The organism is Halobaculum marinum (genome assembly GCF_029338555.1).
GTDB classification, from domain to species: domain Archaea; phylum Halobacteriota; class Halobacteria; order Halobacteriales; family Haloferacaceae; genus Halobaculum; species Halobaculum marinum.
The window spans coordinates 1,451,677-1,466,172 of record NZ_CP119989.1; the positions used below are offsets into that span (position 1 = coordinate 1,451,677).

Genomic DNA, 14,496 nt, shown 5'->3' on the forward strand with positions numbered 1-14,496 from the left:
GGTAGACACGTCTCCCGTTGCCACCGGCGCCCGACCGATACGACTTTTTGACCGCAACAGACAGTCGTGGTATGAACGACACACGCGTGCTCGTGACTGGGGGGGCGGGGTTCATCGGGTCGAACCTCGCGAACACGCTCGCCGAGGCCGGAAACGACGTCCTCGCGCTGGACAACGGCTACCTCGGGACTGCAGAGAATCTCGCCGACGACGTGGAGTACGTCGAGGCGGACGTGTTGGACGACGACCTGCCGACCGACGTGGACGTGGTGTTCCACCTCGCGGCGCTGTCCTCGCGGCAGATGCTCGAAGAGAACCCGCGGCAGGGCGCCCGCGTCAACATCGAGGGGTTCGTCAACGTCGTCGAACAGGCCCACGCCGACGGCTGTGACACGGTGGTGTACGCGTCCACCTCGTCCATCTACGGGAGTCAGACCGACCCGTGTCCCGAGGACATGGCAGTGGAGGCGTCGACGGGGTACGACGCCTCGATGATGGGTCGAGAGCGCTACGCCGAGTACTACAATGACTTCTACGACGACCTGACGCTCGCCGGGATGCGCTTCTTCTCGGTGTACCAGGGGTACGGCGGCAACGAGGAGCACAAAGGCGAGTACGCCAACACCGTCTCGCAGTTCGCCGCTCAGATCGCAGACGGCGAGGCGCCCGTGCTGTGGAGCGACGGCTCGCAGACGCGCGACTTCACCCACGTCACGGACATCGTCCAGGGGCTGATCCTCGCGGCCGAGCACGAGTTGGCCGGCGTGTACAACCTCGGCACCGGCGAGAGCTACTCGTTCAACGAGATGGTCGACATGATCAACGAGGTGCTCGGCACCGACGTCGAACCGGAGTACGAACCGGTCCCCATCGACAACTACGTGTTCCACACGAAGGCCGACGCCTCCAAGTTCAAGACGGCCACCGGCTGGGAGCCCACGGTCGAGTTCGCAGACGGCGTGCGCGAGGTGTGTGCGCCGTACCTCGACGACTGACCGACAGAAAATCCCACTTTTCAAGCACCGGGGCGCCGCCCGTAACGGTATGACCGTCCGCATCATCGGTGTCCCCACCGACTACGGGCAGGACCGACGTGGCGTGGACATGGGGCCGTCGGCCATCCGCTACGGCGGGTTGGCCGAGGCGCTGGCGTCCGCCGGGGTCGAGGCCGTCGACGACGGCGACCTCGCGGTGCCGCGCGCAGAAGAGCGCGACCCGGACTCCCGACAGCCCAGCGAGGGCAACGCCAAGTTCCTCCGCGAGACCGAGGAGGTGACGACGGCGCTCGCCGACCGCGTCGCCGACGCCGTCGCGGCCGACGAGACGCCGCTCGTGCTCGGCGGGGACCACTCCGTCGCCATCGGCTCGCTCAAAGGGAGCGCCCGCGACGCCGAGATTGGCGCCGTCTGGTTCGACGCCCACGGCGACTACAACACGCCGACCACCTCGCCGTCGGGGAACGTCCACGGGATGCCGCTGGCGGCGGCGCTCGGCTACGACGACTGGGCGGGCGTCGAGTGGGCGAACGCGCCGGGACTTCGCGAGGAGAACGTCGCGTACGTCGGCTTGCGCGCGCTCGACGACACCGAGCGAGCCGCGATCCGCGACTCCGAGATGACGGCGTACACGATGTCCGACATCGACGAGCGCGGCATCACCGACGTCGTCGGAGCCGCCCTGTCTGTCGCCGCCGACGGCGTCGACGGCGTCCACGTCAGCCTCGACATGGACTGGCTCGACCCGGGGATCGCTCCCGGCGTCGGGACGCCCGTCCGCGGCGGCGTCACCTACCGCGAGGCCCACCACGCGATGGAGTTGGTCGCCGACGCCGACGCCGTCCGGTCGATGGAGGTCGTCGAGGTGAACCCCGTGCTCGACGAGTCCAACGAGACGGCGTCGCTGGCGACGGAACTGGCCGCCAGCGCGTTCGGCAAGCGGATCCTCTGAGGCCGTTCGGCCGTTCGGATCCGAGCGCGCAGGTATCCGGCTGTGTCGTGTAGCGACCAGCCCCCGCTGTGGACGGGCGTGCTGCCGGGATGACGCACCCTCGGGGAACCATCTCCTTGGGACGCGGTGCTCCCGCGTTCTCTGCGCAGTTAGCTCCTCGAAAAACCGACTGCCAGCCGTGCGGCTGGGAGCGCTCCGACGCCTACTCGGCGTCGTCGGCCGCCTCGCCCTCTTCGTCGGCGTCGTCACCGTCGGTCGACGCGGCGTCGTCGGCCGTCCGCTCGCCGGAGACGCGCTCGGCGGTGAGCACGTCGACGGCAGCGACGGTGTCGCCCTCGTCCAGATCCATCACGGTGACGCCCATCGTGTTGCGCCCGATGGTCGAGATGTCCTCGACGCGGGTGCGCATGATCTGGCCCTCGGCGCTCATGGCGAACAGGTGGTCGCCGTAGGTCACCGTCTCCAGCGCGCAGACGGGACCGTTTCGGTCGTTCGTCTTGATGTCGATCAGCCCCTTCCCGTTGCGGCTCTGCTTGCGGTACTGGTCGAGGTCGGTGCGCTTCCCGTAGCCGTGTTCGGTCACGGTGAGCACCCAGTTGTGGTGTTCTTCGTCGATGGCCGCGAGGCCGGCGACGCGGTCGTCACCCTCCAAGTTGATGCCGCGGACACCGCGGGCGGTGCGACCCATCGCGCGCACCTCGTCCTCGTCGAAGCGGATCGCCATCCCGTCGCGGGTGCCGATCACCAGGTGGCGGTCGCCGTCGGTCACCTGCACGTCGGCGAGCGCGTCGCCCTCCTCCAGGCTGATGGCACGGATCCCCGTCGAGAGGATGTTGTCGAACTCGTCGCCGGCGGTGCGCTTCACGTAGCCGCCCTCGGTGACCATCGTGAGGTACTCGTCGCCGGTGAGGTCGTCCGTGTTGACGACCGCCGTCAACTCCTCGTCGTCGTCGAGGTCGAGCACGTTCACCGCCGACTTCCCGCGGGCGGTGCGGCCCATCTCGGGCACCTGGTACGTCTTGAGCTGGTAGACGCGGCCCTTGTCGGTGAAGCACAGCAGGTAGTCGTGCGTCGACGCGACGAACACCGAGGAGACGCGGTCGCCCTCCTTCAGGTCGGTGCCGATGATCCCCTTTCCGCCGCGGTTTTGCGCGCGGAAGTCGGCGGCGGGCATCCGCTTGATGTAGTCGTCCTCCGAGAGCACGACGACCGACTCCTCCTCCGGGATGAGGTCCTCGTGGGTGACGGAGCCGGTGTCCTCGACGAAGCCGGTGCGACGCTCGTCGTCGTACTTGTCTTTGATCTCGCGGAGTTCGTCTTTGATGACGTCGAGCAGTTCCTGCTCGGAGTCGAGGATCTCGTTGAGGCGCTCGATGGTCGCCTGTACGTCCTCGTACTCGTCTTCGATCTCGGCGGCCTCCATCGACGTGAGCGACCCGAGCTGCATCCGGACGATGTGTTCGGCCTGCTCCTCGCTGAAGTCGTAGGCGTTTCGGAGCGCCGTCTTCGCGGCGTCGCGGTCCTCGCTCTCGCGGATGGTCTCGACCACGCTCTCGACGTTTTCGAGTGCGGTCAGCCGTCCCTCGAGGATGTGTGCGCGGGCTTCGGCCTCGTCGAGGTCGAACTGCGAGCGCCGGGTGACGACCTCCTTGCGGTGGTCGATGTAGTGCTCCAGCGTCTCCTTCAGCGTGAGCACTTTCGGCTGGCCGTCGACCAGCGCGAGGTTGATCACGCCGAACGTCGACTCGAGGTGGTGTTCCAGCAGTTGGTTCTTCACCACGTCGACGTTCGCACCGCGCTTCAACTCGATGACGACGCGGACGCCCTCGCGGTCGGACTCGTCGCGCAGGTCCGAGACGCCCTCGATGAGACCCTCGTTCACGTCGTTCGCGATGCGCTCGACGATGCGGGCCTTGTTCTCCTGGTACGGCAGTTCGGTGACGACGATCCGCTGGCGGTCGTTCCCGAACTCCTCGATGTCCATCTCTGCGCGGACGCGCACGCGACCGCGCCCGGTCGTGTACGCCTTGCGGACGGAGTTGCGCCCGACGATGTTGGCGCCCGTGGGGAAGTCCGGCCCCTTCACGTGCTCCATCAGGTCCGCGACCGTCGCGTCGGGGTCGTCGATCAGTTCGATGGTCGCGTCGATCACCTCACCGAGGTTGTGCGGCGGCACCTTCGTCGACATCCCGACCGCGATACCGGTCGAGCCGTTGACGAGGAGGTTCGGGTACGCCGCCGGGAGCACGTCCGGCTCAGTCAGGCGGTCGTCGTAGTTCGCGGAGAAGTCGACGGTGTCCTTCTCGATGTCCGCGAGCAACTCTTCGGCGATATCGGCCATGCGTGCCTCCGTGTACCGCGGCGCCGCGGCGGGGTCGCCGTCCATCGACCCGAAGTTCCCCTGCCCGTCGACGAGCGGGTAGCGCATGGAGAACTCCTGGGCCATGTTGACCAGCGTGTCGTAGATGGCCTGGTCGCCGTGGGGGTGGTAGTCACCCATCGTCTCGCCGACCACCGAGGAGGACTTCCGGTGGCTGGTGTTGGAGGTGACCCCCATCTCGTGCATCGCGTAGAGGATGCGCCGGTGGACGGGCTTGAGGCCGTCACGGACGTCGGGCAGCGCCCGCCCCGCGATGACGGACATCGCGTAGTCGATGTACGACTGCTCCATCTCGTCCTCGATGCGGACGCGGTCGATCTGGGCCGCGCGGACGTCCTGCGGGTCGACTGGCGGTTCCGAGCTCATCGGTACTCCTCCGTCTCGTGGTAGTGTCGTGTCGTCATGTGCGTCGCCTGCATCGGTGTCAGATGTCCACCCAGTCGGCCTCGGGTGCGTGGTCTTTGATGAACTGCTTGCGCGGCTCGACCGAGTCGCCCATCAGGACGTTGAACATCCGGTCGGCGGCCGCGGCGTCGTCGATGGTGATCTGCTTGAGCACCCGGTTCTCCGGGTTCATCGTCGTCTCCCACAGCTGTTCGGGGTTCATCTCGCCGAGCCCCTTGAACCGCTGGACGCGGTCGGGCTTCCCGTCGCACTTCTCCTCGACGATGCGCTCGCGCTCGGCCTCCGTCATGGCGTCGTACGTCTCGCCCTTGTAGCGGATGCGGTACAGCGGCGGCTGGGCCGCGTACACGTAGCCAGCCTCGACGAGCGGGCGCATGTGCCGGTAGAACAGCGTGAGCAGCAGCGTCCGGATGTGCGCGCCGTCGACGTCGGCGTCGGTCATCATGATGACCTTCTCGTAACGCGCCTCGTCGATGTCGAACTCGTCGCCGATGCTGGTGCCGACGGCGGTGATCATGTTCCGGATCTCCTCGTTCTGGAGCACCCGGTCGAGGCGGTGCTTCTCCACGTTCAGGATCTTCCCGCCCAGTGGGAGGATCGCCTGGAACTCGGGGTTGCGACCCAGCTTCGCGGAGCCGCCCGCGGAGTCGCCCTCCACGATGAACAGTTCGGAGTCCTCCGGGTCACGGGACTGGCAGTCGGCCAGTTTCCCGGGCAGCGCTGTCGACTCCAGCGCCGACTTGCGGCGCGTCAACTCCTCGGCCTGCTTGGCCGCCTTCCGCGCCCGAGCGGCCTCGGCGGCCTTGCTGACAATTGTCTCGGCGACGTCGGGGTTCTCCTCGAAGTACGTGCCGAGGTGCTCGTGGACCGCCGACTCGACGATGCCGCGCACCTCGCTGTTGCCGAGTTTCGTCTTCGTCTGCCCCTCGAACTGCGGGTCGGGGTGTTTCACCGAGATGACCGCGGTCAGCCCCTCACGGACGTCTTCGCCCTTGAGGTTGCCGTCGAGGTCGCCGATCAGCCCCTCGCTGTTGGCGTAGTCGTTGACGACGCGCGTCAGCGCCGTCTTGAACCCGGTGAGGTGGGTGCCGCCCTCGCGCGTGTTGATGTTGTTGGCGAACGCGTGGACCGAGCCCTGCAGTTCGTCGGTCGCCTGCATCGCGACCTCGACTTGGACGACGCCGTCCTCGGCCTCCTCGTTGGCGTCGAAGTAGACCACGTCCCGGTGGAGGGGCGTGCGCGTCTCGTTGAGGTACTCGACGAACTCGCGGATGCCGCCCTCGTACAGGAACTCCTCGACGGTGCCGTCGCGCTCGTCGGTGAGCGTGATGGCGACGCCGGAGTTGAGGAACGCCAACTCGCGCAGGCGATTCGCGAGCGTGTCGAACGTGAAGTCCGTCGTCTCGAAGATGTCGGTGTCGGGCCAGAACTGGATCGTCGTGCCCGTCTCCTCGTCGTCCTCCATCGGGCGGACGCGCTCGAAGGCGCCCTCCTCGGGTTCGCCGTGGTCGAAGCGGTGCTTCCAGACGTAGCCGTCGCGCTTCACCTCGACTTCCAACCAGTGCGACAGCGCGTTGACGACGGAGACTCCGACGCCGTGGAGGCCGCCCGACACCTGGTAGGACTTGTTGTCGAACTTCCCGCCCGCGTGGAGAATCGTCATGATGACCTCCAGCGCCGGGCGGTCGTACTTCTCGTGTGTGTCGACCGGGATACCGCGACCGTCGTCGGACACCGAGACGGAGCCGTCCTCGTGGACGGTCACCTCGATGTGGTCACAGTAGCCCGCAAGCGCCTCGTCGATGGAGTTGTCGACGACCTCGTAGACCAGATGGTGGAGGCCGCGAGAGTCCGTAGATCCGATGTACATCGCCGGGCGCTTGCGGACGGCCTGGAGGCCCTCCAGCACCTGAATCTGCCCGGCGCCGTACTCGTTATCCCCTGAGCCTGACATAGGAACCTTACCACTGTCTAACGGAGCCCCGGTTATAAGTCCTCTCACGCGCGCGCGTACACGGCTCGTGATACCGGTCGGTGGTCGCACTCGTCCCTACCTATTGGCCACTGCGACCGACCGCTCTGTGAGCCTCGGACGGGCCTGAACACCCGGTCAGCCAAACATGTCGGCGAGGTGGTTGTTTGGCGCGGTGCGCGGCGTCGTGTGCGCCGTCGGTCGCGCGTTCACTTTCACTGCGGTGAGGACACGGTTATAACCCCACGTCGGATACGACCCGTACGAGAATGACGTCGTTCCAGTCGCAACTCGGCGAGGACCAGGGGATCGCCGACGAGCTGGCCGAGGGCCAGCGGGAGATCTCCATCGCCGAGTTCTTCGAGAAGAACAAGCACATGCTCGGGTTCGACTCGGGCGCTCGCGGGCTGGTCACCGCCGTGAAGGAGGCGGTCGACAACGCGCTCGACGCCTGCGAGGAGGCGGGGATCCGACCGGACATCTACGTCGAGATCCGCGAAGTTGGAGACTACTACCGACTAATCGTCGAGGACAACGGTCCTGGGATCACCAAGGCTCAACTGCCGAAGGTGTTCGGGAAGTTGCTGTACGGCTCTCGGTTCCACGCGCGCGAGCAGTCGCGCGGACAGCAGGGGATCGGTATCTCCGCCGCCGTCCTCTACTCCCAGCTCACCTCCGGCAAGCCCGCGAAGATCACCTCCCGACCGAAGGGCCAGGCCGACGCGCAGTACTTCGAGCTGATCATCGACACCGACACGAACGAACCGGAGATCAAAGCCGAGCGCACCACGTCGTGGGACCGCTCGCACGGCACCCGGATCGAGGTGGAGATGGAGGCGAATATGCGCGCGCGCCAGCAGCTCCACGACTACATCAAGCACACGGCGGTCGTCAACCCCCATGCGCGACTCGAACTGCGCGAGCCGGGGCTCGACGAGCCGCTGAAGTTCGAGCGCGGAACCGACCAACTGCCCGCCGAGACGAAGGAGATTCGCCCGCACCCGCACGGAGTGGAACTCGGGACGCTGATCAAGATGCTGGAGGCGACCGAGAGCTACTCCGTCTCCGGGTTCCTCCAAGAGGAGTTCACCCGCGTCGGCAAGAAGACTGCCGACAAGGTGATCGACAACTTCCGCGACCGCCACTTCGGTCGCGAACTCGGGTGGAGCGCCGACGAAGACGCCGTGGCCGCCGCTTTGACCGAGGCCGTCTCGAACAAGGGCGCGGAGGCGACGGAGTTCTTCGCGACGGAGGTCGCGAGCACGCTCGGGTCGCGCGAGCGCACCAGCCACTACGAACTCGTCGACATCGTCGACAACGTCGCCGAGGCCGCCGAGGACGACTTCGGCACCCGCTTCGGCGGCACCGTCCGCGACAACGCCGTCGCCGCGGCGTGGGAGACGATGGCCGCCTTCGACGAGGAAGAGGGCGTCGACGAACTCACCGACGACCTGTACCCGCTCGTCGACGAGGCGACCTCGACCCGGAAGGACGACGCCGTCGTCGCCGGGATGGCCGAGCGACTCGCGCGGCGCTTCGCCGCCGGCGACGAGCGCACGCGGGCGACACACAAACAGCTCAAGACGCTCGTCGACGAGGCCGCCGACGACACCGAGGAGTTCGACGACGCCACGTTCGGCGACACCGCCCGCGAGAACGTCGTCGAGGCGCTGTGGAGTCGGATGGTCACCGTCCCGGACGAGGTGCCGAAGGTCCGCGAGGCCGCCGACGACCGCGACACCGCCTCCGAACTGCTGGAGGCGATGCGCGAGACGGACATCCTCGCGCCGCCGACGGACTGTCTCGCGCCCATCACCGACGAACTCGTCGAGGCGGGCCTGCGCAAGGAGTTCGACGCGGACTTCTACGCCGCCGCGACGCGCGACGCCGAGGTCCACGGCGGCGACCCGTTCATCGTCGAGGCCGGCATCGCCTACGGCGGCGAGTTGGAGGAGGGCGGGCAGGTCGACCTGCTCCGCTTCGCAAACCGCGTGCCACTCGTGTACCAGCGCGGCGCGTGTGCGACGACCGACGTGGTGAAACGCATCGGCTGGCGCAACTACGGCCTCGACCAGCCCGGCGGCTCGGGGATGCCGAACGGCCCTGCCGTCATCATGATCCACGTCGCCTCGACGAACGTCCCGTTCACGAGCGAGTCGAAGGACGCCCTCGCGAACATCCCGGCGATCGAAGACGAGATCGAACTCGCCGTCCGCGAGGCCGCCCGCGAACTCAAGAGCTACCTCAACAAGCGGCGCTCGATGCAGAAGCGCCGCCAGAAGCAGGACGTGCTCGGTCGGATCCTCCCGGAGATGGCCGACAAGGTGGCGCAGGTGACCGGCCGCCAGCGCCCGAACATCGACGGCGCGATGGCGCGCATCATGAACAACGTCGGCGTCGAGCGTGAACGCGAGGGCGACACCGTCCGCCTCATCGTCGAGAACCACTCCGACCGCACCGAACAGCCAGACGTGACGGACATCGTCACCGCCGAACCGACGGACGTGCCCGAGGAGGCGACCGTCGTCGACCTCGACGGCGAGTGGTTCGTGAAGTGGAACCCGACCGTGCCCGGCGGCGAGGAGGCCGTGCTCGAGTACACCGTCTCCGGCGACCCCGAGTTCGACGTGAACGTCGACGGCATCGAGACCGAGAAGCTGACCGTGAACGCCTGATATGAGCGCAGACACACCCGAATCCGACACCCGACTGAACGAGGAGAAGGCCCGCGAACAGCTGATCGAACTCGCGGCAGAGTTCTACGACCAGTTCGACCACGGCGACATCCCCGAGATGACGCTGCCCACGCGGACGAAGAGCAACATCGTCTTCGACGAGGAGGCGGGCGTGTGGGTGTACGGCGACCGCACCTCCACCCGCTCGGCCAACTCCGTCCGGGGCGCGCGCAAGCTCCTGAAGGCGGTGTACGCCGTCGAGTTCCTCGCCCAGCAACTCGACGAGAATCGCTCGTCCACCCTGCGTGAGCTGTACTACCTCAGCGAGTCGTGGGACTCCGAGGAGGCGCAGTTCAACACCCAAGACGAGTCGAACCAGCTCATCGAGGACTTGGAGATCGTCTCGGGCGTCACCCGCGAGGACTTCCACATGCGCCCGGAGGAGTCGGGCGCGAAGGTGATGGGGCCGCTGAAGATCCGCGAGCAGACCCGCCGCGGCGACCGCGACATCCACTGCCAGGAGGACGTCGGGCAGGGGGGCTACCAGATTCCGAACAACCCCGACACGATCGAGTTCCTCGACAACGACGCCGAGTTCGTCCTCTGCGTGGAGACCGGTGGTATGCGCGACCGTCTCGTGGAGAACGGCTTCGACGTCGACTACGACTCCATCGTCGTCCACCTCGGCGGTCAGCCCGCCCGCGCGACGCGGCGCCTCACGAAGCGCCTGCACGACGAACTCGACCTGCCGGTCGTGGTCTTCTGTGACGGCGACCCCTGGTCGTACCGCATCTTCGGCTCCGTCGCCTACGGGTCGATCAAGTCCGCGCACCTCTCGGAGTATCTCGCGACGCCGGAGGCGAAGTACGTCGGCATCCGCCCGCAGGACATCGTCGACTACGACCTGCCGACGGACCCGCTGTCGGACTCCGACGTGAACGCCCTAGAGTCGGAACTGGAGGACCCGCGCTTCCAGACCGACTTCTGGGAGGAGCAGATCGAACTCCAACTCGACATCGAGAAGAAGGCAGAACAGCAGGCACTCGCGGCGCAGGGCCTCGACTTCGTGACCGACACCTACCTCCCCGAGCGCCTCGAGGACATGGGCATCGTCTAACGAAGCTGCGACTCCAGTTCTCGTTCCCGTTCGCGGTCGCCGCCGCGGTCCGCCGCCGCGCCCGCTGATGACTCCCGCCGCATCCGCGCTAGCTCCGCCTCGATGTCGTCGTCGCCGAACTGGCCGGAGACCTCGTCGGCACAGGCGGCACAGTAGACGTTCTCGCCCGCGGCGGTGGTGCCGACGGGGACGCCGGCGACGTAGCGCCGCTTCGCGTACCAGCGGCGTTCGCCGTGGAAGATCCGTCGCTCGCAGGCCGCACACGCCTCTGGTGGGTTGCGGACCCGCTCGCGCTCGACCGTCTTCTCCGTGCCGAACGTCGTCACGGGCTTCACTCCCTCGCGGAGTACGCCCGGCGCGAGCATCGCCGCGACCGAGACGAGGACGAACAACAGCGCCCCGGCGACGAGCGCAGCGGTCGAGAGGCTCGCCAGCAGCGCGAAGACTACCCACGCCGCGGCCACGAACAGCGCCAGTAGCCCGGCACCGACCCCGGCCACCGTGAGGAGGTCGACCGACGGCCCCTCGTTGCTCCGTTCGACGGTGCCGTCGGCGTGGACGGTCCGGCGCGGCGCGCCGAGCGTGAAGCTGTAGGTCGCGTACAGGAGGTTCCCGAGGCCGCCAGACAGCAGGAACGCGACGACGTGGAGCGGGAGGCGACCGACGCCCCGCTTGCGGAGGACGACGCGGTCGTCGTCGTCTTCGAGGGTGGTCCACCCTTCGGCCTCACGGTCGCTGACGTATCGACGCAGCCACGCGCGGTCTTCGTGACGCACCGTGTGCCCGCGCGCGTCGCCGCCGTCCGCCGAGACCGACCGGTCCGCGTCGTCGACGAACGCGCCACACGCCGAGCAGAACTGGTCGCCGGCGGCGACCTCCGTCCGGCAGTCTGGGCACGTCTGTGTGTCGGACGTGCGAAAGATCATCTCAGATACACCAACGCCCTCGACCCGCAAAGAGGTTGCGCGCGGATCCAGGGCTCGGCGAGTGCGCCGCTACTCGGCAGACTCGTCCAGCGCGACCGGCACCGTGCGCTTCGCGACGTCGCTCGCGAAGGCGGCGGAGTCGGCTTCGAGGAACTCCAGCGTGTTGTAGTGGATCGGAACCACGAGGTCGGGGTCCATGCGCTCGGCGAGGGCGGCGGCCTCGGGGGCGCTCATGCAGACGTCGCCGGAGATGTTCGCGAGGAACAGCGACACGTCCAGTTCGGCGAACGCGTCGAGCGCGTCGGAGTCGCCGGGCCAGAACACCGAGGTGCCCTGCTCGCCGACAGTGAATCGGTAGCCGACGCCCTCCCCCTTCGGGTGCGGGACGGAGCCGTCGCGGTTCGCGTGCGGGCCGTCCGCCTCGTTGTACGCCGGCACCGACCACACGTCGCCGACGCCGTCGACGGCGACGTGGTCGGCCTCGCCGACGCGGACCACGTCGAACGGCAGGTCGTCGACCGGCTTCACGTCGCGGTCGATGTTCGCGGCGTCGACGCCCTCGAACACGACGACCGTCGCGTCGTCGGCGGCGACGCGCTCGATGCCCTCGGAGTCGTAGTGGTGGTCGTGCGTGACGACGACGAGGTCGGCGTCCATCGGCCGGTGGTCCGTCGCGCGCGGGTGGGCCGCCTCCTTCGGGTTGCCGCCGCCGGGTGGTGTCCACTCACCGGAGAGTACGCCGTAGCGGCCCGGATCGGTGTACGCGACCGTGCCGTCAGCGCTCTCGATGCGCGCGGTGGCGTAGCCGTACCACGTGACCTGCAGGTCGTCGTGTCTGACCGTCATGGGCGGCAGTCGGGGCGGGAGTCGTCTATAAGTACCGCTCCCCGAGCGGCCCCGCCGAGAACCCCACCGCGAACAACAGGAGGACGAACGTGAGCGCGCCGAGGCGCAGCGTCGTCGTCAGTTCGCCCCCGCCGCTCGCGACGACGACCGTGGCGACCAGCGCCGCCAGGGTGGCGACGGTGAGGAGCACCTGCAACGGGTACTCCGTGAGGATCCGGCGTGTGTCCATGCCCGAGCGCACGACCGCCCCCGAGTAGTGTCTTGTCACTCGGCGCCGGTGGCGTCGCGTTCACCGTCGCCGCTTTCGTCCGCGTCGGCGCTATCGTCACCGCCGTCGGCGCCATCGTCACCGTCGCCTGCGAGTCGCCGCAACCGCGTCAGCGTGTCCGCGTCGTCGGCTCCCTTGTCCTCGCGCACCGCGAGGAATCGCGGGAATCGGAGCGCGTACCCCGAGTCGTAGGTCGGCGAGGTCTGAATCTCCTCGTAGCCGACCTCGAACACCACCTCGGGCGCGAACGTCACCGTCTGGCCGGACTCCGACCGAACGTGCGGCTCGAGCAGGTCGGTCAGGTCGGCCAGTTCCTCGTCGGTGATGCCGGTCGCGACCTTGCCGACGACGGCGTGCTCTCCACTGGCGTCGCCGGACTCGTCAGCGACACGGACGGACACCTCGAACGTCCCGAACAACTCGGCGCGGCGCCCCTCGCCCCACTCGGCGCCGGTGACGACCAGGTCGAGCGTCTCCACGTCCGGCTTGCGCTTGAGCCACTCCTTCCCGCGGTTCCCCGGGTCGTACGTCGAGTCGGGGCGCTTCAGCATCACGCCCTCGTGGCCCGCCGCCAGCGCCTCGGCCTCGAACGCCTCGACCTCGGCAGCGTCGTCGGAGACGAGGACCTCCGAGACGCCCTCGTCGAGCACCTCCCGGAGGCGGTCGTGGCGCTCGGTCAGCGGCGCGTCGAGCAAGTCGTCGCCCGCGGCGTGGAGGCAGTCGAACGCGCGCAACTCCACGCGCACCTCCTCGCGCATCCGGTCGACGTCGTACTTGCGGCGGAAGCGCCGGAGGATCGCCTGGAACGGGAGTGGTTCGCCGTCGTCGTCGACGGCGACCGCCTCGCCGTCGAGGATCGCCGGTGCGGTCGCGTGCGCACGCACGTGTTCGACCAACTCCGGGAGCGCCGCGGTCACGTCCTCCATGTTGCGCGAGTAGATGGAGACGGGGCCGTCGTCGGGATCGCCTGCGCCGTCGGCTCCCTCGTTGTCGTCCGCGCGCTCCTCGTAGTGGATCTGGACGCGCGCACCGTCGTACTTCGTCTCTGCGACCGCCGAGCCCCACGCGTCCATCGCGTCGGCGACGGTGCCCGCCTGTGCGAGCATCGACCGGACCGGTCGCCCGACGGCCAGCGACACGTCGCGGAGGCCTGCTTCGCCCTCGTCGCGAGCGAGTTCGGCGACGCGGCCGTGGTCGTTCGTCACCTGGAGCGCCCGCTCGACGAGCGCGACCAACTCGTCGGTGCGGTCGTCCTCGTCGCGTTCCTCCGTCGGCGTCGTCACGGACGCGCCGAGGAACGCCTCCGCGGTGGCGTCGCGGAGCGCGCCGCCGCCGACGCCGATGCGCATCTCGCCGAGCACGAGTCGCGCGAGGTACGTCGCCTCCGACGGCGTCGCTCGGTTGAACAGGCCAAACAGCGTGTCGAGTCGGAACGACTCGCTCCCGTCGCCGGTCGCCTCCGCGACCGCGACGAGTTCCTCGTACACCTCGCGAACGGTGAGGTCGTCGGCGCCGGCGTCGCCACCGCCGCCGAAGGCGGCCAGCCCGGTCTGCCCCCCGAGGTCGAGCTGGGCGGCGACGGCACCGATCTCGCCCGTCTCGGCGAGACGGTCCTCCACGTCGTCGGCGGTCACGTTCGCACCGGCGGCACGCGCCAGCGCCTCGTGACACAGCGACGGACCCACGGACAGTTTCCGGCCGTCCCACCCCGGGAACACCGCGCCGCGGAGGAACCGAGCGACGATGGCGAGGTCGTCCGAGTCCGTCGGGTCGCGGTCGGCCTCCGGCGACGCGTCGGGGCCCGCGGCCGCGAGCGTCTCGGCGACGAGCGCCACCGTCGCGAGGTCGCCCTCCTCGGCGGCCATCGCGTCGGCGCGCTCGGCGAACGTGGCGAACTCCATGTCCGTCCGGAGTCGGGCGGCGAGAATAACTCCGACGACTCGGCGCGGTCGCCGGATCG

The 14,496-nt window shown here is 68.4% G+C and carries 10 protein-coding genes; 4 read left to right on the top strand and 6 right to left on the bottom strand.

Translation table 11 applies throughout. The annotated features are described in order from the left end of the window. Window positions 1-71: 71 nt before the first annotated feature. Window positions 72-995, top strand: coding sequence for an NAD-dependent epimerase/dehydratase family protein (locus tag P0R32_RS07505; RefSeq protein WP_276239330.1), 924 nt, complete (start codon window positions 72-74; stop codon window positions 993-995). Window positions 996-1,044: 49 nt separating this feature from the next. Then, window positions 1,045-1,947 (top strand): arginase, encoded by a 903-nt coding sequence (gene rocF / locus P0R32_RS07510; protein ID WP_276239331.1) that lies wholly within the window; start codon window positions 1,045-1,047, stop codon window positions 1,945-1,947. 202 nt (window positions 1,948-2,149) lie between these two features. Here the strand turns inward: rocF and gyrA are convergent, their stop codons facing one another. Both gyrA and gyrB read right to left on the bottom strand, forming a co-directional pair. Further along, window positions 2,150-4,693, bottom strand: a complete 2,544-nt coding sequence (gyrA, locus tag P0R32_RS07515; protein ID WP_276239332.1) for a DNA gyrase subunit A — start codon at window positions 4,691-4,693, stop codon at window positions 2,150-2,152. Between the two features lie 58 nt (window positions 4,694-4,751). Then, complete coding sequence (gene gyrB / locus P0R32_RS07520; protein ID WP_276239333.1) at window positions 4,752-6,686, bottom strand: DNA topoisomerase (ATP-hydrolyzing) subunit B; 1,935 nt, start codon at window positions 6,684-6,686, stop codon at window positions 4,752-4,754. A 287-nt stretch (window positions 6,687-6,973) separates the two neighbouring features. Here gyrB and P0R32_RS07525 point away from each other — a divergent pair, with 287 nt between their 5' ends. Beyond that, on the top strand, window positions 6,974-9,379 hold the full coding sequence (locus P0R32_RS07525) for a DNA topoisomerase VI subunit B (RefSeq protein WP_276239334.1): 2,406 nt from the start codon (window positions 6,974-6,976) through the stop codon (window positions 9,377-9,379). Between the two features lies 1 nt (window position 9,380). Beyond that, window positions 9,381-10,496 carry a DNA topoisomerase IV subunit A gene (locus tag P0R32_RS07530; protein WP_276239335.1) on the top strand — a complete coding sequence of 372 codons (1,116 nt, stop codon included), beginning with the start codon at window positions 9,381-9,383 and terminating at the stop codon, window positions 10,494-10,496. Here the strand turns inward: P0R32_RS07530 and P0R32_RS07535 are convergent. From P0R32_RS07535 to ligA, 4 genes are all read right to left on the bottom strand, one after another. Beyond that, window positions 10,493-11,422 (bottom strand): zinc ribbon domain-containing protein, encoded by a 930-nt coding sequence (locus tag P0R32_RS07535; RefSeq protein WP_276239336.1) that lies wholly within the window; start codon window positions 11,420-11,422, stop codon window positions 10,493-10,495. The genes P0R32_RS07530 and P0R32_RS07535 overlap by 4 nt on opposite strands. 69 nt (window positions 11,423-11,491) lie before the next feature. After that, the gene (locus P0R32_RS07540; RefSeq protein ID WP_276239337.1) at window positions 11,492-12,268 is read right to left on the bottom strand and encodes an MBL fold metallo-hydrolase; all 777 of its coding nucleotides are present in this window, start codon (window positions 12,266-12,268) and stop codon (window positions 11,492-11,494) included. A 25-nt stretch (window positions 12,269-12,293) separates the two neighbouring features. After that, the gene (locus P0R32_RS07545) at window positions 12,294-12,497 is read right to left on the bottom strand and encodes a hypothetical protein (protein WP_276239338.1); all 204 of its coding nucleotides are present in this window, start codon (window positions 12,495-12,497) and stop codon (window positions 12,294-12,296) included. Window positions 12,498-12,532: 35 nt separating this feature from the next. Beyond that, window positions 12,533-14,437 carry an ATP-dependent DNA ligase LigA gene (ligA, locus tag P0R32_RS07550; RefSeq protein WP_276239339.1) on the bottom strand — a complete coding sequence of 635 codons (1,905 nt, stop codon included), beginning with the start codon at window positions 14,435-14,437 and terminating at the stop codon, window positions 12,533-12,535. Window positions 14,438-14,496 lie beyond the last annotated feature (59 nt).

What these genes read in the sequence shown, in the direction of transcription:
- P0R32_RS07505 (WP_276239330.1), top strand. Translation starts at nt 72, where the DNA reads ATGAACGACACACGCGTGCTCGTGACTGGGGGGGCGGGGTTCATCGGG.
- rocF (WP_276239331.1), top strand. Translation starts at nt 1,045, where the DNA reads ATGACCGTCCGCATCATCGGTGTCCCCACCGACTACGGGCAGGACCGA.
- gyrA (WP_276239332.1), bottom strand. Translation starts at nt 4,693, where the DNA reads ATGAGCTCGGAACCGCCAGTCGACCCGCAGGACGTCCGCGCGGCCCAG.
- gyrB (WP_276239333.1), bottom strand. Translation starts at nt 6,686, where the DNA reads ATGTCAGGCTCAGGGGATAACGAGTACGGCGCCGGGCAGATTCAGGTG.
- P0R32_RS07525 (WP_276239334.1), top strand. Translation starts at nt 6,974, where the DNA reads ATGACGTCGTTCCAGTCGCAACTCGGCGAGGACCAGGGGATCGCCGAC.
- P0R32_RS07530 (WP_276239335.1), top strand. Translation starts at nt 9,381, where the DNA reads ATGAGCGCAGACACACCCGAATCCGACACCCGACTGAACGAGGAGAAG.
- P0R32_RS07535 (WP_276239336.1), bottom strand. Translation starts at nt 11,422, where the DNA reads ATGATCTTTCGCACGTCCGACACACAGACGTGCCCAGACTGCCGGACG.
- P0R32_RS07540 (WP_276239337.1), bottom strand. Translation starts at nt 12,268, where the DNA reads ATGACGGTCAGACACGACGACCTGCAGGTCACGTGGTACGGCTACGCC.
- P0R32_RS07545 (WP_276239338.1), bottom strand. Translation starts at nt 12,497, where the DNA reads ATGGACACACGCCGGATCCTCACGGAGTACCCGTTGCAGGTGCTCCTC.
- ligA (WP_276239339.1), bottom strand. Translation starts at nt 14,437, where the DNA reads ATGGAGTTCGCCACGTTCGCCGAGCGCGCCGACGCGATGGCCGCCGAG.